At 70.5% G+C, this 24,850-nt stretch carries 24 protein-coding genes; 10 read left to right on the forward strand and 14 right to left on the reverse strand.

Annotation, left to right across the window (positions count from 1 at the left end; all coding sequences use genetic code 11):
- Nucleotides 1-74: 74 nt before the first annotated feature.
- Genes ACIHFD_RS52220 through ACIHFD_RS52235 form a run of 4 tightly spaced genes read right to left on the reverse strand, consistent with a single transcriptional unit; the run spans nt 75 to nt 4,855 of the window.
- Complete coding sequence (locus ACIHFD_RS52220) at nt 75-1,910, reverse strand: glycoside hydrolase family 127 protein (RefSeq protein WP_397373259.1); 1,836 nt, start codon at nt 1,908-1,910, stop codon at nt 75-77.
- On the reverse strand, nt 1,903-2,667 hold the full coding sequence (locus ACIHFD_RS52225) for a carbohydrate ABC transporter permease (RefSeq protein ID WP_397373260.1): 765 nt from the start codon (nt 2,665-2,667) through the stop codon (nt 1,903-1,905). Before ACIHFD_RS52225 ends, ACIHFD_RS52220 begins: the two co-directional genes overlap by 8 nt.
- Nucleotides 2,664-3,566 (reverse strand): sugar ABC transporter permease, encoded by a 903-nt coding sequence (locus ACIHFD_RS52230; protein WP_350738316.1) that lies wholly within the window; start codon nt 3,564-3,566, stop codon nt 2,664-2,666. The genes ACIHFD_RS52225 and ACIHFD_RS52230 overlap by 4 nt, the downstream gene beginning before the upstream one ends.
- An 8-nt stretch (nt 3,567-3,574) precedes the next feature.
- Nucleotides 3,575-4,855, reverse strand: a complete 1,281-nt coding sequence (locus ACIHFD_RS52235) for an ABC transporter substrate-binding protein (protein ID WP_397373261.1) — start codon at nt 4,853-4,855, stop codon at nt 3,575-3,577.
- 110 nt (nt 4,856-4,965) lie between these two features.
- Between ACIHFD_RS52235 and ACIHFD_RS52240 the strand changes: the two genes are divergently transcribed.
- Nucleotides 4,966-5,979 (forward strand): LacI family DNA-binding transcriptional regulator, encoded by a 1,014-nt coding sequence (locus ACIHFD_RS52240; protein ID WP_350738322.1) that lies wholly within the window; start codon nt 4,966-4,968, stop codon nt 5,977-5,979.
- Between the two features lie 10 nt (nt 5,980-5,989).
- On the opposite strand, the gene ACIHFD_RS52245 is transcribed toward ACIHFD_RS52240, so the two are convergent.
- The gene (locus ACIHFD_RS52245) at nt 5,990-6,928 is read right to left on the reverse strand and encodes a beta-ketoacyl-ACP synthase III (RefSeq protein WP_397373262.1); all 939 of its coding nucleotides are present in this window, start codon (nt 6,926-6,928) and stop codon (nt 5,990-5,992) included.
- A gap of 46 nt (nt 6,929-6,974) precedes the next feature.
- Between ACIHFD_RS52245 and ACIHFD_RS52250 the strand changes: the two genes are divergently transcribed.
- Entirely contained in the window at nt 6,975-7,574 is a 600-nt protein-coding gene (locus tag ACIHFD_RS52250) for a TetR/AcrR family transcriptional regulator (protein ID WP_397373263.1), read from the forward strand.
- Between the two features lie 87 nt (nt 7,575-7,661).
- Here ACIHFD_RS52250 and ACIHFD_RS52255 read toward each other — a convergent pair whose 3' ends face one another.
- The 5 genes from ACIHFD_RS52255 to ACIHFD_RS52275 all read right to left on the reverse strand — a co-directional run bounded on the left by ACIHFD_RS52255 (nt 7,662) and on the right by ACIHFD_RS52275 (nt 10,519).
- Entirely contained in the window at nt 7,662-7,877 is a 216-nt protein-coding gene (locus tag ACIHFD_RS52255; RefSeq protein WP_319707265.1) for a hypothetical protein, read from the reverse strand.
- 37 nt (nt 7,878-7,914) lie between these two features.
- Nucleotides 7,915-8,265: a nuclear transport factor 2 family protein gene (locus ACIHFD_RS52260; RefSeq protein WP_397373264.1), complete on the reverse strand. Its 351-nt coding sequence runs from the start codon at nt 8,263-8,265 to the stop codon at nt 7,915-7,917.
- A gap of 273 nt (nt 8,266-8,538) precedes the next feature.
- The gene (locus ACIHFD_RS52265) at nt 8,539-9,552 is read right to left on the reverse strand and encodes a LacI family DNA-binding transcriptional regulator (RefSeq protein WP_355209653.1); all 1,014 of its coding nucleotides are present in this window, start codon (nt 9,550-9,552) and stop codon (nt 8,539-8,541) included.
- 68 nt (nt 9,553-9,620) lie between these two features.
- A complete protein-coding gene (locus tag ACIHFD_RS52270) occupies nt 9,621-9,890 on the reverse strand; it encodes a sulfurtransferase TusA family protein (protein WP_319707263.1) in 270 nt (89 codons plus the stop codon).
- Between the two features lie 35 nt (nt 9,891-9,925).
- Nucleotides 9,926-10,519: a TetR family transcriptional regulator gene (locus ACIHFD_RS52275; protein ID WP_397373265.1), complete on the reverse strand. Its 594-nt coding sequence runs from the start codon at nt 10,517-10,519 to the stop codon at nt 9,926-9,928.
- 64 nt (nt 10,520-10,583) lie between these two features.
- Between ACIHFD_RS52275 and ACIHFD_RS52280 the strand changes: the two genes are divergently transcribed.
- The 3 genes from ACIHFD_RS52280 (at nt 10,584) to ACIHFD_RS52290 (ending at nt 15,678) form a co-directional block, all read left to right on the forward strand.
- Nucleotides 10,584-11,837 (forward strand): FAD-dependent oxidoreductase, encoded by a 1,254-nt coding sequence (locus ACIHFD_RS52280; protein ID WP_397373266.1) that lies wholly within the window; start codon nt 10,584-10,586, stop codon nt 11,835-11,837.
- 44 nt (nt 11,838-11,881) lie between these two features.
- Nucleotides 11,882-12,619, forward strand: a complete 738-nt coding sequence (locus tag ACIHFD_RS52285) for a hypothetical protein (RefSeq protein ID WP_397373267.1) — start codon at nt 11,882-11,884, stop codon at nt 12,617-12,619.
- Nucleotides 12,620-12,786: 167 nt separating this feature from the next.
- Nucleotides 12,787-15,678 carry a BTAD domain-containing putative transcriptional regulator gene (locus ACIHFD_RS52290; RefSeq protein ID WP_397373268.1) on the forward strand — a complete coding sequence of 964 codons (2,892 nt, stop codon included), beginning with the start codon at nt 12,787-12,789 and terminating at the stop codon, nt 15,676-15,678.
- Here the strand turns inward: ACIHFD_RS52290 and ACIHFD_RS52295 are convergent.
- Nucleotides 15,600-16,916 carry an FAD-dependent monooxygenase gene (locus ACIHFD_RS52295; RefSeq protein ID WP_397373269.1) on the reverse strand — a complete coding sequence of 439 codons (1,317 nt, stop codon included), beginning with the start codon at nt 16,914-16,916 and terminating at the stop codon, nt 15,600-15,602. The two genes, ACIHFD_RS52290 and ACIHFD_RS52295, sit on opposite strands and share 79 nt — an antisense overlap.
- A 69-nt stretch (nt 16,917-16,985) precedes the next feature.
- Entirely contained in the window at nt 16,986-17,870 is an 885-nt protein-coding gene (locus tag ACIHFD_RS52300) for a phosphotransferase enzyme family protein (protein ID WP_397373270.1), read from the reverse strand.
- Between the two features lie 189 nt (nt 17,871-18,059).
- On the opposite strand from ACIHFD_RS52300, the gene ACIHFD_RS52305 reads away from it, so the two are divergent.
- Nucleotides 18,060-18,986 carry an acyl-CoA desaturase gene (locus ACIHFD_RS52305; protein ID WP_350738355.1) on the forward strand — a complete coding sequence of 309 codons (927 nt, stop codon included), beginning with the start codon at nt 18,060-18,062 and terminating at the stop codon, nt 18,984-18,986.
- On the opposite strand, the gene ACIHFD_RS52310 is transcribed toward ACIHFD_RS52305, so the two are convergent.
- Nucleotides 18,955-19,176 (reverse strand): hypothetical protein, encoded by a 222-nt coding sequence (locus ACIHFD_RS52310; protein ID WP_350738358.1) that lies wholly within the window; start codon nt 19,174-19,176, stop codon nt 18,955-18,957. The two genes, ACIHFD_RS52305 and ACIHFD_RS52310, sit on opposite strands and share 32 nt — an antisense overlap.
- Before the next feature lie 51 nt (nt 19,177-19,227).
- On the opposite strand from ACIHFD_RS52310, the gene ACIHFD_RS52315 reads away from it, so the two are divergent.
- The 4 genes from ACIHFD_RS52315 (at nt 19,228) to ACIHFD_RS52330 (ending at nt 23,088) form a co-directional block, all read left to right on the forward strand.
- On the forward strand, nt 19,228-20,355 hold the full coding sequence (locus ACIHFD_RS52315) for a sensor histidine kinase (RefSeq protein ID WP_397373271.1): 1,128 nt from the start codon (nt 19,228-19,230) through the stop codon (nt 20,353-20,355).
- Nucleotides 20,352-21,020, forward strand: a complete 669-nt coding sequence (locus ACIHFD_RS52320) for a response regulator (protein WP_397373272.1) — start codon at nt 20,352-20,354, stop codon at nt 21,018-21,020. Before ACIHFD_RS52315 ends, ACIHFD_RS52320 begins: the two co-directional genes overlap by 4 nt.
- A gap of 97 nt (nt 21,021-21,117) precedes the next feature.
- On the forward strand, nt 21,118-22,356 hold the full coding sequence (locus tag ACIHFD_RS52325) for a cytochrome ubiquinol oxidase subunit I (protein WP_397373273.1): 1,239 nt from the start codon (nt 21,118-21,120) through the stop codon (nt 22,354-22,356).
- Between the two features lie 9 nt (nt 22,357-22,365).
- Nucleotides 22,366-23,088: a cytochrome d ubiquinol oxidase subunit II gene (locus ACIHFD_RS52330; RefSeq protein ID WP_397373274.1), complete on the forward strand. Its 723-nt coding sequence runs from the start codon at nt 22,366-22,368 to the stop codon at nt 23,086-23,088.
- Nucleotides 23,089-23,095: 7 nt separating this feature from the next.
- On the opposite strand, the gene ACIHFD_RS52335 is transcribed toward ACIHFD_RS52330, so the two are convergent.
- Complete coding sequence (locus ACIHFD_RS52335; protein ID WP_397373275.1) at nt 23,096-24,844, reverse strand: bifunctional metallophosphatase/5'-nucleotidase; 1,749 nt, start codon at nt 24,842-24,844, stop codon at nt 23,096-23,098.
- Nucleotides 24,845-24,850 lie beyond the last annotated feature (6 nt).

A 24,850-nucleotide genomic window follows, 5' to 3' on the forward strand; every position in this document is an offset into this window, starting at 1 on the left:
GAAGGTGACGCGGCAAGCGAAGCTGTGAGCGTTAACACAGCTAAGCACACCAACGGTTTACGCACTTGCCTCTCCTAGATCGGTAGCCAGACACGCATGGTCGCGGGGCCGCGGTTGCCCCACCGGTGGTAGGGCACGAGCCGGAGCCTGACGCCGGCGCCACCCGCCTGCCCGTCGAAGGCGGGCGCGTACGGCCAGCCGTTGCCGGCGCCGGCGCCCAGCGACGCCTCCACCTCCAGCTCCACCACGCCGTCCGCCTCGTGGTGCTCCACGGGCGGCTGGACCCGCGCGGTCAGGTCGCCCAGCGCCGGCTCGTCGGCCACCGACTCGGCGCAGTAGACCAGCGGCCCCCGCTCCACCGCCGCGCTCCCCCGCAGCGCGTCGATCCGCCGATCGGGCATCGTCCACCTGGGCGCCATCGGCAGCTCCAGCCGGATCTCGTCACCGGCCCGCCACGGCCCCTCGACGTAGGCGTAACCGGGATCCACCGGGCGTACCGCCGGGCTCTCCGCCAGCGGCGCCTCCGGCGAGGACGCCGGGACGTGGGCGAGCGTGGCGTCCGTGGCCCAGGCGGGGACGCGCAGCCCGATCCGGCCCTCGCCGCCCTCCAGCACCCGCACGCTCACCGAGCCGGTCCACGGGTAGCCGGTCTCCACGCGTACCGCCAGGCCGTCGTGCCGGATCTCCGACGGCGTGTGGTGGTGGATCTGGATCCCGTCCGCGGTGGTCGTGGCCACGTACGCGGCCAGCGAGGCCATCGTGCGGGCGATGTTGTTCGGGCAGCAGGACACGTCGAACCAGGGCGAGCGCAGCCCGCCCTCCGCGGCGTGGTTGACCCCCTCCAGCGGCACCGCCGGCACCCGCACCTGCAGCGGGTTGGCGTAGAAGAACGACTTGCCGTCCAGCGCCACCCCCGTGGCGAGCATGTTGTACAGGGTGCGCTCGGCGAGGTCGGCGTAGCGGGCGTCGCCCGTGGCCAGCAGCAGCCGGTGCGCCAGCATGACGGAGGCGATGCTCGCGCAGGTCTCGTTGTAGGCCCGGTCCGGCGGCAGCTCGTAGTCCTCGCCGTACGACTCGTCGGCATGCCTCGAGCCCATGCCGCCGGTCAGGTGGGTACGCCGGGCCACCGTGCGCTCCCACTGGGACTCGATCGCCTTCAGCAGCTCCTGGTCGCCGGTCTCGACCGCCACGTCCACCACGCCGGAGGCGAGGTAGAGCGCGCGCACCGCGTGCCCGCGGAACACCTGGGCCTGCCTGACCGGGATGTCGTCCTGGTAGTAGATACGGCCGAAGGGGATGTCGGCGAGCGCGGGCAGGCCGCGGCGCTCGACGAAGCGGCGGGCCATCTCCAGGTAGCGCTCGGTGCCGGTCACGCGGTAGAGCTCGACGAGGGCCATCTCGATCACCGGGTGGCCGCAGGTCTGGGTGCCCTCCATGAAGCGGCGGCACACGTGGTCCGCGGCCTTGATCACGACCTGGGTGAGCTGGTCCTCGCCGTGCATGCGCAGCCGGGCGACCCCGGCCTGGATCAGGTGCCCGTAGCAGTAGAGCTCGTGGCCCCACTCGAAGTCGGTGTAGCGGCTGCCGGACCAGCGGGTGTTGATGTAGCCGTCGCCCTCCTGGGCCTGGGCCACGGTCGCGGCCAGTTCGGGCAGCGCCGGGTGGTCGGCCCAGGCCATGGCCTCCAGCAGCTTGTAGATCTCGGAGTCGCTGAACTCCCGCCCCCGGCGGGGCCGCTCGCCCCGGAAGTTGCCGATCCAGCCTTCTCGCTCTTCCCATTCCTGGCAGTGGGCGATCGTGACCTCGCGGTTGAGCGCGGCCCGGTCGCCCCAGAAGCCGGGGAGCAGCCGTACCGCGTCGAGGCCGAGGGGGGACAGGGCGCCCGATGAGGGCAGGACAGGGTTAGCCACGCAGAGCTCCTGACATGAATCCGCGCACGTAGTGGCGCTGCAGCACGATGAAGAGGATGAGACAGGGGAAGGCCATGACCATGACGCCGGACTGGAGCATGCCGTAGTCGATGGCGCCGAACGTCTGCTGCGTCATGCTGACCACGGCCACCGGCAGGGTGAACGAAGCGCCGTCGTTGAGCAGGATGAGCGGCGCGAAGAAGTCGTTCCACGACGCCAGGAAGGCGAACAGGCCCACCGTGATCAGCGCGGGCCGCACGGCGTGCAGCAGGATCCTGGCGAACGCCCTGAACGTGCCGCAGCCATCCACCAGCGCGGCCTCCTCCAGCTCGCGCGGCAGCGCCTCGAACGCGTTGCGCATCATGAACAGCGCGAACGGCAGCTGGAACATGACGAACACCAGCGAGAGCCCGACCAGGGAGTTCTGCAGGCCGAGGTAGCCGAGCAGCACGTAGAGCGGGATCAGGATCGTCGCGTACGGCACCATGAGGATCGCCAGCGTGGCCAGGAACAGCAGGTTCTTGCCGGGGAAGTCGAAGCGGGCGAAGCCGTAGCCGCCGAGCGCGGAGACGACCAGCGTGCCCGCCACCGTCATCACCGAGACGAGCACACTGTTGGTCGCGTACGTGCCGAGCCCCTCGCCGAAGCGGGCCATCTCCAGGTAGTTGCCCGGCTCCTCAAACGAGGCGTAGCCGCTCCACACCAAGGGGAACAGGAACAGCACCGCCAGGGCGGACAGCGTGAGGTAACGGCTCATCGCAGCCTCCGCATCATCAGCGTGTTGAGCCCGACGAGGGCGACCAGCAGGACGACCGAGAGCGCCGCCGCGCCGCCGAGGTCGAAGCGGAAGAACGCGTCGCGGTAGACGACCATGACCATCGAGACCGTGCTGTTGTCGGGGCCGCCGTTGGTGAAGACGAAGAACTGGTCGAAGGCCAGCAGCGAGCCGGTGACGCTGAGGATCAGCATCAGCGCCAGCGTCGGGCGCAGCAGCGGGAGCGTGATCTTGGTGAAGATCTGCCAGCGGTTCGCGCCGTCACTCCTCGCGGCCTCGTACACCTCGGTCGGGATGGCCTGCAGGCCGGTCAGCAGGATGAGCATGTTGAACCCGGCGAAGCGCCACAGCACCAGGGTGATCGTGGAGAACAGCGCCATGTTCGGCGTGCCGATCCACTTGACCGGCTCGCTGGTGATGTGCAGCGCCTGGAGCAGGGGGTCGATGGGGCCGAAGTCGTTGTTCAGCATCCCGTAGAACAGCAGACCGGCGGCGGCGAAGCCCACGGCGCCGGGCAGGAAGAACGCGGTCCTGAAGAAGCCGATGCCCGGCTTGCGGTCCTGCACCAGCATGGCGAGACCGAGCGCCACGGCCGACAGCAGGACGGTCGTGATGGCCGTGTACTTGAGCGTGAAGAGGATCGCGTCGATGAAGAGCGGGTTGTCGCCGATCTTGAGGTAGTTGTCGGGGGCGTTGAACGTGGCCTGACCGAGCAGGGGCCAGCGGTTCAGTGACATCCAGACGACCAGCACGAGGGGCGCGATGAAGAGCACGCCCACGATGACGGCCGTCGGAGCCGTGTACAGCCAGCCCTGTACCTTCCTGCTCCGCCACCGGGCGGAAGGCGCGGAGTGCGCCGCCCGCCGCCCGGTTCGGTTCATCGTCAGAGTCATTGTTGAAGTGACTTCGTGATCTCGGCGTTGAGCTGCGGGAGCTTCGAGGCGTCACCGAACACGGCCTCGCGCGCGTAGCGCAGCCACGGACCCTGCGGGTCGTTGAAGGTCTGGCCGAAGCGCAGCGCGTACGGCGTCTGGCCCTTGGCCACCAGCGAGTTGATCAGCACCACGCGCGGGTCCTCCGCGGAGTACTTGTTGCTGGCCAGGTCGGTACGCGCGAGCACGTCCTTGTTCTTGGCCATGACCTCGACCTGGGCGTCGTCGGAGACCGTCCAGGACAGGAAGTCCCAGGCCGCGTCCGGGTTCTTGGACGTGGCGGAGATGCCGACGGAGTCGCCGCCCACGAACGTGGACTCGCCGCCGTCGGGGCCGGCGATCGGGGTGACGCCGATCTTCATGTCCTTGGGCATGAGACCGAGCGTGGTGGAGGGCATCGGCATGACGCCGATCTCGCCCTTGGGGAAGAAACCGGTCCAGGTCGGGCCCTGCTCCTCCTTGGCGGTCGGCCCGGTGACCTTCTTGTCGTACAGGTCGCGCCAGATCTTGAACACGTCGGTCATCGCGGCCTGGTCGTTGAGCGACTGGGTGCCCTCGGCGTTCATGACCTGGCCGCCGCCGGCCCAGACGGAGGGCCAGAATGTGAAGACGTAGCAGCCGCCGCAGTTGCCGCCGAAGAAGGTGCCGTGGACCTTGCCGTCCTTGCCGAGCTTCTCCTGGATCGTGGTCGCCTGCTGAGCGAACTCCTTCAGCGACTTCGGCCCCTGCTCCGGGTCGAGCCCGGCCTTCTGGTAGAGGTCCTTGTTCCAGAACCAGACCGACAGGTCGAGCGTGTGCGGGAGCGTGTACATCTTCCCGTCGAGCGTTCCGAGCTTCATGTGAGAGGGGGCCAGGCCGTCCTTGAACGGCAGCTTCGCGACCCTGTCCGTGATGTCCATGAACAGACCCTGAGAGGTGTAGTTCGGGACGAAGATGACGTCGGCCGCGAACACGTCGGGGAGCTGCTTGGCACCGGCCGCCGCGGCGATGCGCGGCTGGTAGTTGTCGGTCGGGATGACGGTGAGCTTGACCTGAATGTTCTTGTGACTGCTGTTGTAGGCCTTGACCAGCCGCTCGCTCTGCGTCTGGGTGGCCGCACGGGTCCACATGGTGATCGTCACGGGACTCTCCGCCGACGGCGTGCTGCCCCCACCACCACCACCGCCGCCGCTGCCGCAGGCCGCCGCTGTGAGCGCTAACACACCGAGGAGGGAGATCCCGGCCAGCCTTCGTCTCATGTTGTGCTCCTGGACTTAAAGGTTTTCGGAAACGTAGAAGAAACAAGAGTCCATGTCAATGGGTGCTAGGGTTCTATGCAGTTCACAGGTGACGAAAAGGGTTTCGAAACATGGCGAGTAAGCGGGCGACCATCTCCGATGTGGCCTCGCTGGCGGGGGTCTCGATCGCCACGGCGTCCAAAGCACTCAACGGGCGCCAGGACGTGCGGGCCGCGACGCGCGAGCGGGTGCTCGCCGCCGCGGCGGAGCTCTCCTTCCAGCCGAACGCCCTGGCCAGGGGGCTGATCTCAGGACAGACGCGCACGGTCGGCCTGCTGACCTCCGACAGCGTCGGCCGGTTCGGCATTCCGGTGCTCCTCGGGGCGGAGGACGCGTTCGGGGCCGGCGAGATGGCCGTGCTGCTCTGCGACGCGCGCGGCGACGCGATCAGGGAGCAGCACCACGTGCGGGCGCTGCTGTCGCGCCGGGTGGACGGGCTGATCGTGGTGGGCGAGAGCACGAGCCCGCGGCCGTCGGTGAGCAAGGACCTGCCGGTGCCGGTCGTGTACGCCTACGGCCCCTCGGACGACCCGTCGGACGTGTCCTTCGTGCCGGACGACGTCGGCGCGGCCGCCATGGCCGTCAACCACCTGCTGGCGATGGGCCGGCGCAGGATCGCGCACATCACGGGGCCCACGCACTACAAGGCGTCACGCGACCGCGAGGAGGGCCTGCGCCAGGCGCTCGCGCAGGCGGGGCTGCCGCAGGCGGGGCAGACGCTGTCGGGCCCGTGGTCGCAGCGGTGGGGGCGGCACGCGGCCGAGATGCTGCTGATGGCCGAGCCGGAGGTCGACGCGGTGTTCTGCGGCAGCGACCAGATCGCGGCCGGCTTCGTGGAGACGGCCAGGGAACGCGGGCGGCGGGTGCCGGAGGACATCGCGGTGGTCGGCTACGACAACTGGGAGGTGCTGTCCACGGAGACCCGGCCCGCCCTGACCACCGTGGACATGAACCTGGAGCAACTGGGGCGCACCGCGGCCCAGCACCTGTTCGCCGCCATCGACGGGAAGGCGACGCCCGGGGTGCACAAGATGCCCTGCCAGCTCGTGATCCGCGACTCCACCTCCCCGCCGGGCGTCTCCTGAGGCGGGTCCGTCAGGGACAGCGGACGATCATCCCCGCGTACGACAGGTTCCCCCCGAACCCGAAGAGCAGCATCGGCGCCCCGCGCCGGACCTCACCCCGCTCCAGCAGCTTGGACAGCGCCAGCGGCACGCTCGCGGCCGAGGTGTTGCCCGACTCCACCACGTCGCGCGCCACTATCGCGTTGACCGCGCCGAGCTTGGCCGCGACGGGCTCGATGATGCGCAGGTTCGCCTGGTGGAAGACCACCGCCGCCAGGTCCTCCGGCCGTACGCCGCCGCGCTCGCACGCCTTCCTGGCGATGTCGGGGAGCTGGGTGGTGGCCCAGCGGTAGACGGTCTGGCCGTCCTGGGAGAAGCGGGTCGGGGTGCCCTCGATGCGTACGGCGGTGCCCAGCTCCGGCGCGGAGCCCCACACCACGGGGCCGATCTCGGCCTCCGGAGCGGCGCTGATCACGGCCGCTCCCGCGCCGTCGCCGGTCAGCACGCACGTGGTCCGGTCGGTCCAGTCGGTGACGGCCGTCATCTTGTCCGCCCCCACGACCAGGGCGTTCGTGGCCGCGCCGGCGCGGATGGCGTGGTCGGCCACGGCAAGGGCGTGGGTGAAGCCGGAGCACGACACGCCGACGTCCATCAGCCCCGCGCTGGGCACGCCGAGCCGGGCGGCGACGCGGGAGGCGATGTTCGGGGCGCGCTCGGTCTGGGTGCAGGTGGCGATCAGGAGGAGGTCGATGTCGGCGGCGTCCAGGCCGCTCGCCGTCAGGGCCTTCGCGGCGGCATGCTGGGCCAGGTCGGTCACGGTCTCGTCGGGTTCGGCCACGTGCCGCGTACGGATGCCGACGCGCTTGGTTATCCACTCGTCGTTGGTGTCCACCATGGCCGCCAGCTCATCATTTGTCAGGATTTTTGCTGGTTGATAGTGGCCTGTGGCGACAAGTCGTGATCCCGTCATGAAGCCGGACTATAGCAAGCGAACGTTCGGACGCTAAACTGCCCGCATGAGTCCCCGCAGATCCGTCGCAGAGGCCCTCGGCACGCGTGCGGCCATCCTGGAGCGCTCGGTCGCCATCGCCTCCGCGGAGGGACTCGAAGGGCTGACCATCGGCCGCCTCGCCGGTGAGCTGGGCATGAGCAAGTCAGGAGTGCTCGGGCACTTCGGCTCCAAGGAGGCGCTGCAGCTCGCCGTCCTCGACCGGGCCGGGGAGATCTTCCGCGCCGAGGTCTGGGAGCCCGCCCGGCCCGCCGCACCCGGGCTGACCCGCCTGCGGGTGCTGTGCGAGGCGTGGATCTCGTACCTGGAGCGCGGGGTCTTCCCCGGCGGGTGCTTCTTCGTGGCCGCGGCCCACGAGTTCGACGGCCGGCCGGGGCCGGTGCGGGACGCGGTGGAGGCCAGGTTCGACGCCTGGCGCGGACGGCTGCGCAAGGAGGCCGGGCGCGCGGCGGACGCGGGCGAGCTGCCCGCGGGGACGGATCCGGATCAGCTCGCGTTCGAGCTGCTCGGCGCGGTCATGGCCCTGAACCACGCCCTCCAGCTCCACCACGACCCGGCGGCCCCCTCCCGAGCCCGCCAAGCCATCCAGACCCGCCTCACCACCTGACCTCTGGCGCGCTCGGCTCCCACCGGTCCCAGGGCACGCGAAAGCTCGGGCGCGGCAGATGCGGCGCCCGAGCCCGGGTTCCAGGCGTCAGTCGTCGGTCGACAGTTGTTCGAAGAGGGCCAGGGCCGCCTCCCGGACCTCTTCCGGGGAGACCCCGTCCAGCGTCTTCCTGGCATCGGTGATGTCACGAGTGGTGGCGAGCGTGATGGCCACGGACGACGCTGCGGCGTGGTCGATCGATCCCGTCGGGGCGGCGTCTGCCAGTTCCTGGGCGCTCGCGGCGAGGTCGAGGTTGTCTCTCAACGGATCTCCTCGGATGAAGACGGCTCGGCCCATTGCATCATTTGGCATCATGCCGCATCCACCATTCGGTGAATTCACGACACCGGCCATCGGGCACAAACCTGATCACCCATAGATTACTGTACGTTTTGTCGGGATATGTCGTGACCCCCTGGATAACACTGACGTCGTCGGCAACGTTCACCGGATGCCACTCGAACTCGGTCTCACCAGGCTTGTCCTGCCGCCCGAGCCACTGCGAGATGATCTCGTCCCGCCCCTGCCACGGAGAGCTGTACGGCTCGGTGTAGTAGACGGCGTCCTCGGTGAACAACGCGGCGATGTCGTCAGGATCGTTGGAGTTCCAGGCACGTACGTACCCCTCGATCCATGGGCCCGGCTCGACCATTGTGTTACCCCCTCAGCGGGTCATATCGCCCGCCTACCCGCCTGACCAGCCGTTAAGCCCCGATCATGGGCACTACGCCTGGTCACGGTCTCATCTCGTTTAGGTATAGGGGTACTCAGACGCTCTTCCGCGTACTCCGTCAGGGTTGGAGCCGGGGGGAGTTCATGGCGGCTCCGGGCTGTGCCGCGGAGGAGGGGACGGCACGTGCCGCGGGTCGGGACACGGCGGTCTGCCAGCCGCCCGCCCCGCCCGCGGCACGCGCCGAGGCCGGCGCTACACGGAGTGAGCGGGACCGGTGCTGCCGCGCGGCGTGAGCACGGCCGCCTGGTCCTCGTACGGGGGCACGGTCTCGCCCGCGATCAGCGCGAGCAACCGCTGGGCGGCGTGCGCCCCGTACGCGGGGATGTCGCGGGTGAGCGCGGTCAGCGGCGGCCGGACGACCTGGGACAGCGGCGAGTCGTCCCAGGCCACGATGGACAGGTCGCGCGGCACCTCGACCCGCATCTCCTGGGCCACGGACATGCCCGCCACGGCCATGATGTCGTTGTCGTAGATGATCGCCGTGGGCCGGTTGGGCGAGCTGAGCAGCCGCCGGGTGGCCCTGGCGCCCTCCTCGCCGGTGTAGTCGGTGTGCACGGTCACGTGCTCGGCCACGCCCTCGCACGCCTGCTCGAACGCCTGGTCGCGGACGGTCGTGTGGACCAGCTCCGGCAGCCCCGCCACCCGCGCGACCCGGCGGTGGCCCAGCGCCACCAGGTAGCCGACGGTCTCGCGCACGGCCTCGCCGTCGTCCGACCAGACCGCCGACAGCGAGCCCGACTCGGTGGGATGTCCGATGACGACGACCGGCATCCCCAGCCGCTCCAGCTCGACCACTCTGGAGTCCGAATAGTGCAGGTCGACCAGGAACACGCCGTCGATGCGGCTCTCGCCCCACCAGCGCCGGTAGACCTCGCTCTCCTGCTCATGGCTCGTGACGACCTGGAGCAGCAGCGCGTACGAGCGGTCTGCGAGCACGCCCTCGATGCCGCTGATCAGCTCCATGAAGAACGGCTCCACGCCCAGGATGCGGGCGGGACGGCAGAGCGCGAGGCCCACGCAGTTGGCCCTGGCGCCGTTGAGCGCTCGCGCCGCGCTGTTGGGCCGCCAGCCGATCTCCTCGGCGATGGCGACGATCCTGGCCCGCGTCGCGTCCGATACGCCCGGTTGCCCGTTGAGCGCATAGGAGACCGCCACTTTGGACACTCCCGCCCGGCCGGCGATGTCGGCGATCGTGGGTCGCTTCACGGACTCCCTCTCTGAACCGGGTAACCCTCATACTCTAGGCCACCCCATTCGGTAAGGGAATTAACCGCTTAAGCCACGTGCCAGGGTTTGGCGTCCTCGGTCTCCTTGGCGGCCCCGGCCACGCGCAGCGCGTACGTCGGCGGCTCCGCCCCCGGCACCGGCCCCAGGTACGTGTGCCCGGTCAGATGACACCAGGCAGGCAGGTCGACGGGCGCGGCGGGATCGGTGGCGATGAGGTGGATCACCGCTCCGGGACCGGCCTGGCGCACGTGACCGCGCAGTTCGATGAGCAGTTGCACGCAGAGCTTGCCGCTGCCGTCCACCACGAGATCAGGCATGAGTACAAGGAAACCACCGCACGGACCCCGGACCGTCACGAACCCCGCAGGTGGCCCATGAGCTTCTCGACCTCCCCCGCATAGTGCTCGGCGAACTCCGGCGACGCCGGATCCCGCCCCCACACCGCCTGGACGAGCTGCGGGAACGCGATGCCGGCCGCCGCCATCGAGAACAGCGCCACCAGCACCGCCGCCGGGTCGAGGTCCGCGGGGAACTCCCCGTCCCGCTGGCGCTCGCGCAGGAGCTCCAGATCCCGGCGTACGTCCTCGACGAAGGAAGGGTCGGGCGGCCCGTCGTCGGTGAGGCTCCGCCAGAGCATCAGCCGGCCGTAGTCGCGGCGGGCGGCGTTGGCCCGCACGTATTCGGCGGCGAGCGCGCCGAGCGAGGCCGACCGGTCGGCGAACCCGCTCTCCTCGGCCTGCCAGCGCGCGGTCAGGGCCTCGTAGAGGCCCTCCTTTCCGCCGAAATAGTACGAGATCAGCTGCTTGTTCACCCCGGCCCTGGTGGCGATCTCGCCGACACGCGCCCCCGCGAACCCCTTCGCCGCGAACTCCTCCAGCGCCGCCTGCAGGATGCGGGCCTTCGTGCGCTCGGGGTCGCGCTGCTTCTCTTCGGGCGCTCGTCTCATGGTCCGCACTCTATCATCCATCCGGATGGTTGACAGAATCATCCGCATGGATGATAGTCGAGCCATGACACGGAACATCGCGATCATCGGTGGCGGCATCGGCGGGCTCTGCCTGGCCCAGGGGCTGCGCAAGGCAGGGCTCGACGTGACCGTCTACGAGCGGGACAGGACCCCGGCCGACCGGCTGCAGGGCTACCGCGTGCACATCGACCCGAACGGCGCCCGCGCCCTGCACGACTGCCTGCCCGCGCATCTGTGGCAGGCGTTCCTCGACACGACCGGGCGGCACGGCGGGCAGGACTTCGGCTTCGTCACCGAGCGGTTGAGTCGGCTCGCGCTGATCGAGGCGCCCACGGCGGCAGACCCGGCCGACGACCACCACTCGGCCAGCCGCATCACGCTCAGGCAGGTGCTGCTGTCGGGGCTCGACGACGTCGTACGGTTCGGGAAGACGTACGAGAGGTACGAGCGGCTCCCCGACGGGCGGGTCGAGCTGTTCTTCGCGGACGGCACGAGCGCGACCGCGGACATCGTGGTCGCCGCCGACGGCGGGAACTCGCGGGTGCGTAAGCAGTACCTGCCGCACGCCGAGCGGGTGGACACCGGGATCACGACGGTGGCGGGCAAGTTCCCGATCACCGCCGAGACCAGGAAGCTCGTGGCGCCGCGGCTGCTCGACGGGCCGAACAGCGTCATCCCGCCCAGCGGCATGGGGTTCTTCACCGCGCCGCACGACCTGGGCGACGGGGTGGCGTACGGCGAGTTCGGGGTGACGGAGCAGGAGGGCGCGCTGATGGACAACTCCAGCAGCTACATCCTGTGGGCGTTCGGCGCGCCCGGCGCCGCCTTCCCAACCGACATTTCCGAAATGTCGGGCGAGCAGCTCCAGGCCACCGTGGCCCGGAAGATCGAATCCTGGCACCCCGACCTGCGCACAGTGGTCGGCCGGTCCAACCCCGACACGATCACGCTGCTGCCGATCCGTACCTCGATCCCCATCGACCCCTGGCCCGCCACGAACATCACCCTGCTCGGCGACGCCATCCACAGCATGACGCCGATGCGCGGCATCGGCGCGAACACCGCGCTGCGCGACGCGCGCCTGCTCTGCGCCGCCCTCACCAGCGGGGGCGACCCTGTTGACGCCATCGCGGGCTACGAGGCCCGGATGCGCGAGTACGGCTTCGCCGCCGTCCGCGACTCGATGCGCGCGGCCGAGCAGTTCGTCGGCGGCAGCAGGGTGAGCCGGACGGGGTTCAAGGTCTTCCTCCGGGTGGTCCAGCGCTTCCCCGCGCTGAAGGCCAAGGTGTTCTCCTGACCCGGGCTGTTGCGCGGGAGGGGCCGGGCGAAGAGTGTGGAGGCATGCCAGGCGTCGACACGATGGACGGCCTCCTGCTGGCGGTCGCGGAGTTCGATCCGGACGCGTACGAGCTGCCCGTCGAGGCGGCGGCGCTCGACCGGGCCAGACGGTCGCTCGACGCGTGCGGGCTGCTGCTCCTCGGCGAGGTGCACGGGGTCAGGGAGAACCCGCTCGTCATCCTCGGGCTCATGCGGCTGCTCGGCCTGACCAGCCTGGCCCTGGAATGGCCCGAGGAGCTGAAGCCGCAGCTCGACGGCTACCTCACCGACGGGACCGGGCTGGACCATCCGCTCTGGTGGCTCGGCAGCGGCGCCATCACCGCCGGCCACCTCGCGGTGCTGCGAGCCGTGCCGGGGCTGCGGGTCACGTTGTTCGACGGGTGGACGAACACGGGCGACTGGTCGCAGCGCGACGCCTTGATGGCGCAGCGGGTGCTGGCGGCCCACGCCGAACCCGCGCTGGTCGTGGCCGGCAACCTCCACACCCTGACCTCCCCGACCGACCTGGGCCTGCCGATGGGGGCGTGCCTGGCCAGCGCGCGGCCGTCGCTGGAGAGCGTACGGATCGACTACGGGACGGGCAGCTTCTATAACTTCGAGCCCCGGCACATCCGCAAGCACCCGGCCAGGGCGGGGCTGGGGATCGGGGAGGACGGGCTGGTGGTGGGACTCCCCGAGTTCACCGAAGCCACCGTCCCCCACCTCCCCGCCGACCTCCTCGACTCCCACCTCACCCCCTGACCCCCGTCCCGCCCCGAAGCCCAAACCGCCAAGCGCGAGGCGCGGAGCGCGGTAGCCCGAGCCACCTCACCCCTCCCCCAAGGACCCCGGCCGAAGTGCGGATGGGGGATGGGGCTGCGGTGGGAGGGTGTGGGGTGCGTACGCTGGAGTCCGGGCGGGGAGGGTGGATGCGGGTCGGGATTCTGGGGCCGCTTCAGGTGGCGGGGTGCGCGGTCGGCGGTGCCCGGGTGCGGGCGCTGTTGGTGCGGCTGGCGCTCGACCCCGGACGCGTCGTGACCACGGACAGGCTGATCGACGACCTGTGGCCGGGTGAGGCGCCAGCGCATCCGATGGCGGCGCTGCAGTCGCTGGTGTCCAGGGCGCGCAGAGAGGCGCCGGGCGTGATCTCGTCCCATCCCTCCGGATATGCGTTGGATGTGCCGCCGGGTGAGGTGGACGCGTGGGCGTTCGAGCGGCTCGTACGGGCCGGTGACGTGCGCCGGGCACTGGCGTTGTGGCGGGGTCCGGCGCTGGCCGACGCGGCCGATCTGCCCTTCGCCACGGCCCCGGCGGCCCGCCTGGAGGAGCTGCGCCTGACCGCCCTGGCCACGAGGATCGCCGCCGACCTGAGCACGACGATCACCACCGACCCGGCCCCCGCCTCGACCGCGGCGACCGCCGAGCATCCCGAACGGGGGGCGGGGCTGGTGGCGGAGTTGGAGGGGTTGGTTGCCGCGCATCCCTTACGGGAGCCGTTCCACGCCCTGCTCATGCGCGCCCTCACCACCCAGGGCCGGCGGGCCGAAGCGCTCGCGCTCTTCGAGCGGATCAAGGCGGCCCTGGCCGAGGAGCTGGGCGTGGACCCGGGGCCCGAGCTGCGGGAAGCCCACCTGGAGGCGCTGCGGGACGCCGAGCCGAAGAGCAACCTGCCCGCCCGCCTCACGAGTTTCGTGGGCCGCTCCGAGGACATGTCCCGGCTGAAGGGCCGGCTAGGCAGGGCCAGGCTGGTCACGCTCGTCGGGCCGGGCGGCGCGGGGAAGACGCGGCTGGCCGTGGAGGTGGCCGCGGGCCTGCACGTGCCGGACGGCGTGTGGCTGGTCGAGCTCGCCACCGCCACCGGCGTACGGGCCGCCCTGGAGGGCGCGCTCAGGACGACCGACCCGGTCAGGGCCCTGCGCGGCACCGCGCCGCTGATCGTGCTGGACAACTGCGAGCACGTGATCGAGGAGGCCGCCACGACGGCCCGTACGCTGCTGTCCGAGGTGGCGGGCCTGCGGATCCTCGCCACCAGCAGGGAGCCGCTCGACATCCCCGGCGAGACCCTGCACCACGTGCTGCCGCTGCCCGAGGTGAAGGCGGCCGAGCTGTTCGCGGAGCGGGCCGCCGCCGCCCGGCCCGACCTGCGGGTAGCACCAGAAGAGGCAGCGCGGATCTGCCGCGAGCTCGACGGCATCCCGCTGGCCATCGAGCTGGCCGCCGCGCGCCTGCGTACGATGCCGCTGTCCGTCCTGGTGCAGCAGCTCGGCGACCGGCTGGCCTTCCGCGGCGGCCGTACGGCGGAGCCGCGCCACCGCACCATGCGCGCGGTCATCGACTGGAGCTGGAACCTGCTCTCCGACCGCGAGCGCGAGCTGCTCAGGGGCCTGACGGTGTTCTCGGGCGGCGCCACGTACGAGGCGATCTCCCAGGTCTGCGGCGGCGACCTCGACCTGCTCTCCTCGCTGGTGGACAAGTCGCTCATCGCGGTCTCCGGCGACCGCTACACCATGCTGGAGACCATCAGGCAGTACGCCGCCGCCGACCTCCCCGAGCTGCGCCAGGCCCACGCCCGCTACTACACCGAGCTGGCCGAGACCGCCGACCCCCACCTGCGGACCGGCGAACAGCTCAAGTGGCTGGCCGTGCTGGACGCCGAGCGGGGCAACCTGGACGCGGCGCTGCGCCACTCCGACGACCCGCTCCGGGTGATCCTGCCGCGGCTCTGGTCGTGGATCATCCGCGGCCGGCATCGCGAGATCAACGAGCAGGCCGCGTCGGTGCTGCGAAGGGTGGGCGACACGCCGCCGCCGGGGCGGGAGCTGGCGCACGGGATCTGCCGGGTGCTGGCGGGGTTCGCGCCGACCGAGGCGGTGCTGGAGTCCGACCATCCCGCCGCCCTGAACTCGTGGGCGCTGGCCGGGGTCGGGACGCCCGCCGACGTGGTGAGCCTCACCGAGCGGCAGTCGGGGCGGCTGCGCGACCATCCCGACCTGTGGACGAGGTCGGCAGCGCTGCTGGCCACCGGTATCGTGCGGTTCGAGTACGGGGCGGTGGCCGGGGCCGAGGACCTGCTGGCGCCGGCGGTCGACGGGTTCAGGGCCGTCGGGGACCGGTGGGGGCAGTGGGCCGGGCTCTTCTGGTTGTCGCTGGTCGCGGAGAACCACGGGGACTTCGCCACGGCGGTAACCCTGGCCGAGGAGCCGGAGCGGCTGGCCACCGAGCTGTCCGGGCTCGACACGCCGCTCGGGCCGATGACGTTCCTGATCCGGGTCGGCCAGCTCAAAGGGCGGGCGGGCGATCATGCCGGAGCGGCCCGCGCGCTCGAACAGGCGTGGGAGTCGGCCGTGCGGTCCGACGACCAGGCGATCGTGGTCAGGGTCATGCACGCCAGGGCCGAGCTGGCCAGGCGCATCGGCCACCCGGAGGAGGCCGCCCGGCTGCTGGAGACGGCGCTGGCGCTCGACGTCGAGGTGTCAGCCCAGCTCAGGGCGTACATGAACGTCGAGCTCGCCCGGGTCCGCGAGCCTCGCGAGCCGCTGCGCCGGGCCCTGGAGCTGATGGCCACGTGCTCCGACAGGACCGCGCGGGCGACCGTGCTGGAAGGGGTGGCCGAGCACCTGGAGCCGGAGGCGGCCGCCGAGCTGCTCGGCGCCGCGCGGGCGCTGAGAGGGATCGGCGAGTCCGCCGATCCCCACGTCAACGAGCTGGCCGCCAAGTGCCGGGCCGCGCTGGGCGAGCACGGCTACCGCGAGGCGTCGGCGAGGGGCGCGTCGATCCCGAACCCGGAGAGGTACGCGCTGAGGCCGCTCTCGTCCCCGTGATAGCCGATGTAGCCGTCGGGGCGGACGAGGATGACGCCCTCCTGACCGTCGAGCGGCGGCAGCACCGTGAACGGGTACGCCGTCTCCGTGTCGGCCAGCAGCAGGAAGCCGGTGCCGCGCTGCTCGGCGAAGAGCGCGCCGAGGCGTTCGCCGCCGCGCTCGCCCACGGACAGCGGGCTGCCGAGGTAGGCCAGGCCGAGCTGGTTGGTGTCGTCGCCGCGCTTGTTGTCCTGCTCCCGGTACAGGCGGGTGCTGAGGCCCAGCACGTGCGCGGCCACCGCCATCCGCTCGTCCTCGTACGTGTCCAGCAGCGCCTCGGCGCCAATGGCCAGCTTCCAGCCCAGGTTGTAGGCGTCCTGCACGCCGGTGTTGAGCCCCTGACCGCCCGCCGGCGTGTGCACGTGGGCCGCATCGCCGGCCAGGAACACCCGGCCGACCCGGAACCGGTCGGCCATGCGGATGTTGACGCGGTACTCGGACCGCCACAGGATCTCCTCGATCCGCACGTGCGGCGCGTGCTCGGCGACGAGCGCGATCAGGTCGTCGTCACCGGTGTACGGGGCGACGAGCTGGAAGACGTCGGTGTTCGGCAGCGGGCAGAGCGTGAAGTGAACCTTCTGCTCGGCCGGCGAGCCCCACACGTGCCAGTGCTCGCGGTCCAGGTCACCGGTCCTGACGTCGGCCAGCAGCATGCGCTCGCTCTCGAACGTGTCGCCGACGAAGCCGACGCCCAACTGCTTGCGTACGACGCTGCGACCGCCGTCCGCGCCCACCAGGTAAGCGCAGCGGACCTGCTCGCCGCTGCCCAGGGTGACGGTCACGCCGTCCTCGTCCTGCTCGAAGCCGGTCACCTCGGCCCCGAACTCGACCTCGTGCCCCAGCTCGGCCAGCCGATCGCGCAGGATCTGCTCGGTCCGCCACTGCGGCTGCATGATCAGGTTGGGGTACGGCACGTCGGCGGACGGCTCGCGGATCTCGTCCATCCGGCCCTCCCAGACCACCTGGTCGCCCTGGTAGCTGCGCAGGCTCGGGTACTCGCGGCCGGTGGCGAGGATCTCGTCGACCACGCCGAGGTCGTCGAAGACCTCCAGCGTGCGCGGCTGCAGGCCCTTGCCGCGCACGCCCGCGGGCGGCTGCGGCGACTTCTCGACGATGCGGAGGTCGACGCCTCTGCGGGCCAGCTCGATGGCCAGGGTCAGTCCGGTCGGCCCGGAGCCGACGATCAGCACGTGTGTCATGCCGAGGACGATCCCTGGGGGCACTGTCAGATCTCTGTCAGCCGCTGCCATGCCCTTTTCTGGGCCCGTTCACGGACGGAGCTTGTGGAACAGCGCCACGCGGTCGCGGTGGTATTCGAGGTCGTCCTCGTCGTGCCGCACCCCCGCGCGCACGGCTTTCCGGAAGTAGGCGTACTCCCTGCGGAGCTTGTGCCTGATGAGCTGGGCCAGCGTCTCCTCGTCCAGCTCTCCGGCGGTGCCCCCGGTCTCGTGGTACGCCTCCACGAACGCCCGGCTCGGCCCCAGCTCGTCGTCCCCCCATTCGAGCGCGGCGGCGGCCAGCTCCATCTCCGGGGCGCCGACGAAGGTCTCGTCCCAGTCGAGCACCGCCACGATCCCGCCGTCCCTGGCGAGGGTGTTGCCGGTGTAGTAGTCGCCGTGGAGGGGGTGGCGCAACGGGTGACGGGCGTGGAACTCCGCCAGCCAGCGGTCGAGGGCGGGGTCGTCCAGTTCGAGGGCGTCCCGGGGCGGGTCGCCGTACAGGCCGGACTCTTGGAAGGCGGGCACCGGACGCGGCGGCGGGCGGAACGTGGCCAGCGACTCGTGCAGCCTGGCCAGCAGGCGGGCGCCCGCCGCGCGCTGGGCGGGCACGTCGGAGTCCGGCCATTCGCCCTCGACGTACGGCCAGCAGGAGATCGGGCGGCCCGCCACCAAGACGACCGTCGCCCCGTCGGGGGCCGGCACGGGTGCGACAGCCTCGGGGAGCGTGCCGGCGGCGTGGCGGGCGATCGCGTGACACCACTCGCTCTCGGCGGCTGTGCGCCCCACCGGTCCGACGCGGATAACATGGCCGTCAAGCCGGTACGCGGCGGATTCCTCGCCACCGTGCAATCGTTCGCCGTTCCCCGTGACATCCCAGGTCAGCGCCATGGCCGCACGGATTTCCGGGGTAAGCGGGATATCGGCATAGATCACTCCGGAAAGCCTATCTTCCGGATCCGTCCCCGATGCGCAAGGGTTAGGGTCACCTACCTCGCACTTGTAAGGAGACCCGTGGCCAGTCCCGGCAGGCTCGACACCAGAGGCAGCGACTTCGCCCGACTAGCCCGTCAGATCACGGACGCCGGTCTTCTTGACCGGCGTCCCTTTTATTACGCGATCCGGATGACCATCATGGCCGCCGTCTACCTCGGCGGCTGGGCGCTGTTCGTCTGGCTCGGCGACTCGTGGCTGCAGCTTCTCGTGGCCGTCGCGCTGGCGGTCGTCTTCGCGCAGCTCGGGTTCCTGGCCCACGATCTCGGGCACCGGCAGGTCTTCAGGACGCGGCGGCCCAGCGACGTCGCGGGCCTGATCATCGGCAACCTCGCCATCGGGCTCGGCTGGGGCTGGTGGACCACCAAGCACAACCGCCACCACGCCAACCCCAACCACGAGGACCACGACCCCGACGTCTCCCCCGCCGTGATCGTCTGGTCGGAGGAGCAGGTCGCCAGGAGCATCGGCCTACCGCGATTTGTCGCGAAATATCAGGCTTACTGGTTCTTCCCGCTGCTGACGCTCGAGGCCTGGCACCTTCACATCGCCAGCGTCAAGGCCCTGTTCCAGCCCGAGGCCAAGCGGCGGGGGTCGGAGCTGACGATGCTCCTCACGCACTTCGTACTCTACTTCGGCCTGGTCTTCACCATCCTGCCGGTCGGCAAGGCACTGCTGTTCCTGATCGTGCACCAGGGAGTGTTCGGGATCTACCTGGGGTGCACGTTCGCGCCCAACCACAAGGGCATGCCGATCCTGACCGCGGAGGACAAGCTGGACTTCCTCCGCAAGCAGGTGCTGACCTCGCGGAACGTACGGGGCGGCCTGTTCGCGGACGTGGCGCTCGGCCAGCTCAACTACCAGATCGAGCATCATCTCTTCCCCAACATGCCGGCCCCCAACCTGCGCAGGGCGCAGCCGATCGTCGAGCGGTACTGCGCGGAGATCGGCGTCGACTACCTCCAGACCGGCCTGATCGAGTCGTACGGGCAGGCACTACGCCACCTGCACGAGGTCGGTGCCGCGCTCAGGCGCCCCCTTCCGACTCAAGGCGCCTGAGCAGCGAGTCGCGGCGGCCCTCGAGCTGAGCGATCAGCTCCTCCTGCTCGTCCGCCTGGCTGATCAACGCCGAGATCTCCACCTGGTCGGTCGCGCCCATGTCGCGACTCTGGTTGCGGAGGTCCTGGTTCTCGGCCCTCAGCCGGGCCAGGTCCTCTTCGACCTGCCGCAGGTCGTCCTTTGTGCTCATTTACGTGCTCTACCCAGATGCGCCCCGGAGATTACCCCCCAGAATGGGAGCATGCGCAAGCCGTCGACCAGCATGATCGTGTCACTCGTGGTGATCGCGGGCCTGCTGGTCGGCATGGCCATCTCCTACGCGACCAGGGGCCAGACGCAGACCAACGTCCTCGACGTGGTGCTGCCGATCGTCGCCTGCTGCGGCCTGCTGCTGCGGGAGCGCTATCCCGTCGGGGCGCTGCTCCTGGTGATGGTCTGCGTCGCCGCCTACTACCGGTACGCGGGGCTCGACGGGCCCGTCGTCATCCTGCCGTTCGTCAACCTCTACACGGCGGCCGAGAAGGGCCACCTCACCGCGGCCATCGCCATCGGGGCGGCGTCGCTGCTGGGCATGGGGCTCGGCGAGACCAGCGGCGTCAGGCACGTCGAGAACAGCCTGTTCCTCATGATCGCCGGCTGGGAGGTGGCGGCGGTCGCGTTCGGCAGCGTCACCCGCAGCCGCCGCCTCTACCTGCAGGCTGTCGAGCAGCGCGCGCTCGAAGCCGAGCACAGCAAGGAGGAGGAGGCCAGGCGGCGGGCGAGCGAGGAGCGGCTGCGGATCGCGCGCGAGCTGCACGACGTGCTCGGGCACAACGTCTCCATGATCAACGTGCAGGCCGCGGCGGCGCTGCACGGGCTCAGGAAGCGGCCGGAGGACGCCGAGACAGCACTGCGGACGATCAAGGACACCAGCAAGGAGACGCTGCGCGAGCTGCGGACCACGCTGGGCGTGCTGCGCCAGGTGGACGAGGACGCGCCGACCGCCCCCGCCGACAGCCTGTCCCGGGTGGACGCGCTGGTCGCGGCGTCGGGGCTGGAGGTGCGCACGGATCTGTCGGGGCCGCTCGACGCCGTGCCGACCGAGGTGGACCTGGCAGCCGCCCGCATCGTGAGGGAAGCGCTGACCAACGTCTCCCGCCATTCCGGTGCGAAGCAGGCCACCCTCACCATCAACAACACGTACGGAAATATCATGATCCGGGTGGAGGATGACGGGCCGGGCGCCACGTACGACGGGGGCAGCGGCTTCGGCCTGCAAGGCATGCGCGAGCGCGCCACCGCGCTCGGCGGCACCCTGGAGGCGGGCCCGCGTCCCGAGGGCGGCTTCAGCGTCGTCGCCCGGCTGCCGCTCGGGAATGGGGCTCGATGATCCGCGTACTGCTCGCCGACGACCAGACCCTGGTACGGGCCGGGTTCCGGTCCATACTCAGCGACGAGGACGACTTCGAGGTCGTCGCCGAGGCCGCCAACGGCGCGGCGGCCGTGGCCGGAGCCCGCGAGCACCATCCCGACGTGGTGCTCATGGACATCCGCATGCCGGAGCTCGACGGCCTGGAGGCCACCCGGCAGATCTCCGGCGACCCCCGGCTCGAGAACGTCAAGGTGATCATCCTGACCACGTTCGACCTGGACGACTACGTGTACGGCGCGCTGCGCGCCGGCGCGAGCGGCTTCCTGGTCAAGGACACCGAGCCGGCCGAGCTGATCCACGCCGTCAGGGTCGTGGCCAGGGGCGACGCGCTGATCGCACCGTCGATCACGCGGCGGCTGATCGCCGAGTTCGCCGGCCGGGTCAAGCGCCCCGAGCCCGGCCCCGAGCTGAACGCGCTCACCGAACGCGAGCGCGAAGTCATGGCGCTGGTCGCCTGCGGCCTGTCGAACGACGAGATCGCGGCCCGGCTCGTGCTCAGCCCCGCCACGGCGAAGACGCACGTCAGCCGCATCATGACCAAGCTGTCGGTCCGCGACCGGGCCCAGCTCGTGATCATCGCGTACGAGGCCGGCATGATCATCCCGGGCTGGGCTACTCCCTGAGTCGTAGCCCGGGAGCCCTCGTGCGACCCGGGATGTACGCCGGGTTGCCGCCCGGGCATGACGCGGCGGGCGAAGCCGTACCGGGACGCTCTGGGGCATGGACACCGTGGACCTGGCCCGCCTGCAGTTCGCACTCACGGCGGGCGCGCACTTCCTGTTCGTGGCGCTGACGCTCGGCCTGGCGACGCTGGTCGCCGTCATCCAGACCTGGGCCACCTTCAGCGGCGATCCCGTGCATCTGCGGATGACGCGGTTCTGGGGCCAGCTCTACATCATCAACTACGCGATGGGCATCGTCACAGGGCTGGTCATGGAGTTCCAGCTCGGGCTGTCGTGGAGCGGGCTCACGGAGTACGCGGGCAACGTCTTCGGGTCGGCGCTGGCCATCGAGACGCTGGTGGCGTTCTTCGTCGAGTCCACGTTCCTGGGCCTGTGGATCTTCGGCTGGGACAAGCTGAACCGGTGGGCCCACCTGGCGGTGATCTGGGTCGTGACGCTGACCGCGTACGCGTCGGCGTTCTGGATCATGGTCGCGAACGGCTTCCTGCAGCACCCGGTCGGCCACGTGCTGGACGGCGGCGTGCTGCGACTGGCGGACCTCGGGGCCATGGTGGGCAATCCGGCCGCGCTGATCGCGTTCGGGCACGTGATGGGCGGGGCGATGATCACCGGCGGGTTCTTCATGGCCGGGGTGAGCGCGTACCACCTGCGTAAGCGCACCGCCGAGCAGGACTTCTTCCGCAAGTCGCTGCGCATCGGGATCGGTGTGGCGCTGCCCGCGCTGTTCTTCACCGTGACCTTCGGCGGGATCTCGTTCCAGACCCTGCAGCCGACCAAATCGGCGGCGTGGACGGGCGATCCGGACCGGCTGGCCGAGGCGCAGGCCCAGATGGTGGCGGCGCACGGCCCCGGCGACTACCTGCCGCCCGTCGGTCCCGTGCAGGCGGCGGGCATCACGATGATGCTGCTCTGGCTGGTGATGACCGTGGTCGCGGCGCTGAGCTGTGTGCTGATGCTCATCCGGCCCGTCGTACGCGGGTTCAGGCCGTGGCACTGGCTGCTGACCCTGATGATCCCGGTCCCGTTCGTGACCATGCTGGCCGGCTGGATCTTCCGGGAGCTGGGACGCCAGCCGTGGGCCGTGTTCGGGCTGCTGAGGACGGCCGACGCGATGTCACCGGTGACCGCGGCCCAGATGCGCTTCTCGATCATCGCCTTCGCCACGGTGTTCGCGGTGCTGATCGCGATCAACTACTGGCTGCTGGCCAGGCACGCCCGCCGCGGGCCCGGCGCGGAGTCGCTGGGCGCCCCCGCCACCCCCGCACTGAGCTTCTGAGGAGCCGTCATGGAGATCTTCGTCTTGGCCTTCTTCGCGCTCGGCTACCTCGTGCTGGCCGGGGCCGACATCGGGGTCGGCATGGTGCTGCCGTACCTGGGCCGGACGGCGGCCGAGCGCCGCGAGGTGATCGCCGCCATCGCGCCGTTCTTCCTGGGTAACGAGGTGTGGCTGGTCGCCACGGCGGGGGTGCTGGCCGGGCTGTTCCCCGAGCTGGAGGGCGAGCTGCTGAGCGGCAACTACACGGTCGTCGTGGCGCTGGTCCTGTCGTGGGTCGTGCGTGACATGGGGCTGTGGTTGCGGGGGCGGATGCCGGGGCCGCGGTGGCAGACGTTCTGGGACGGCGCGATCGTGGCCGGGAGCTGGGGGCTGGCGCTGAGCTGGGGGGCCCTGCTGAGCCACGTACTGGTCGGCATGGCGTCCGCCCTCGTGGTGGCCGTGCTGTTCGCCACGCACGGGCTGGCGTTCGCGGCCCTGCGGCTGCGCGGGACGCTGCGGGAGCGGGCGGCCTTGCTGTCGGGTGGGGCGGGCGAGGCCCGCACTTACCTGCTGACGGCCGCCGCGCTGACGGCGGTGGGGATTTTGGCCGGGCTCCGGCTGCCGCTGGAGCCCGGCACCTCCGGCCCCGTGCTGGTGCCGGTGATCCTGACCCTGATCCCGCTGCTGGTGGCCGCCCAGGGCTGGGTGTGGTGGATGTTCAGGCATCGGGTCACGGGGCCGTCCTATCTGTGACGGCAGGTCAGAAGACGGGAACCCCGTCCCTGGTCAGCTTCCAGTTCTGGACGGCGAACCCGCTCGGGTCGATGGTGCCCTTCGCGGTGGCGTACTCGATCAGCGCCTGTCGGATCTCCACCTGGGCGTTGTAGAGCACCGGCGCGCCGGTGACGTGTGGGAAGCCGCCGCCGCCCGACTGCCGGTAGTTGTTGATCGCGACCACGAACTCCTTGCCGGCCGGGACCGGCGCGCCGTCGTAGGACAGGTTGGCGATCCGCTGGCCCACCGGCTTGGAGATGTCGATGTCGTACGACACCCCGGAGAGCTGGTCGTAGTTGTAGTCGGGGGTGTTGCCGGCGTTCGTCAGCTTGGTCACGTCCACCGGGTCGCCGGGAGCGAGCTGGTTGAAGTACTTGGCGGAGTACTCCAGGTAGTCCTTGATCTGCGCGCCGGTCAGCTTGACCGCCAGCAGCGTGTTGTCGTAGACGTACAGGCCGGCCACGTCCCTGACACGGATATCGCCGGCGGGGAAGACGGCGCTGCGGCTGAACGGCGCCGCGATCGACAGCACCGGCAGCGTGTTGTCCGGCAGCGCCTGCTTGACCGTCTCCACCTGCACCTGCTGGATGTAGTCCAGGATCGGCGTGTCCTTGTACGGCGACTCCGCGGCCGACAGCGCCTGCGCCGACTTGGCCACGACCTTGTTCACGTAACCCACGGTCGTGTCGTGCTGCGGCTTGAGCAGCTGGACGATCTTCGGGTCCTCCTGGACCGTGTTGGTGTTGATCGTGGCGGCGGACTTGCCGGTGACCACCCACCTGCCACGCTGCTTGGTGAGCTGGAAGTCCAGCCTAGACAGGCGCTGGCCCCACCTGCCCGGCTCGGTCAGCAGCACCTGCTGACCGGTGACCTTGTTCGTGACGAACCGCTGCGGCACGTCGTTGTGCGCGTGCCCGAACAGCACCGCGTCGATGCCCGGCACCTGCTCGGCCACCATCGCGGAGGCGTTCTCGACCGGCAGGTCGCCGCCGTAGGACGACAGGCCGCTGTCGCCCGCGTGCGCGGTCACCACGACCACGTCCGCCCCCAGCCCGCGGATGACCGGCACCCACTTCTTCGCCGACTCGACCAGGTCGGTGAAGCGGAGCTTGCCCTCGACGTTCGCCTTGTCCCAGATGGCCACACCGGGGTTGGTCAGCCCGAGCACGCCGACCTTGACCGGCTTGTCGCCGTTGACCTTCATGGTCTTGATCACGAAAGGCTTGTACGCGGGCAGCCCCGTCCGGTCGTAGACCGCGTTCGCGCCGAGCACCGGTGCCCGCATCTGCTTGATCCAGGTGGCCAGCAGCGGCAGACCGTAGTTGAACTCGTGGTTGCCCAGCGTCACGGCGTCGTACCCGATGGCGTTCATGGCCTTGGCCATCGGGTGGATCTGGCCGGTCTGGGTGATCGGCTCGACCTTGGCGTAGTAGTACGCCAGCGGGGTGCCCTGGATGGTGTCACCCGAGTCGAACAGCAGCGTGCGGTCCGCCCCGCGCTCGGCCCTGATCTGGTTGACCAGCGAGGAGACCTTGGCCAGGCCGACGCTGTTGCCCGCGCTGTCGGCGTACGCGGCGTCCTTGAAGTAGTCCCAGTTGAGGACGTTGCTGTGGAGGTCGGACGTGCCCATGACGGTGACGGTGACCGAGGCGGCGCCGGCTTGCGCGGGGGGCGCCACCAGGACCAGCGCGCACAACGCGGCGGCCCCGGTGAGGGCGAGATTCTTGGTCTGCATGAGGCT

The sequence above is a fragment of the Nonomuraea sp. NPDC051941 genome (assembly GCF_044593615.1).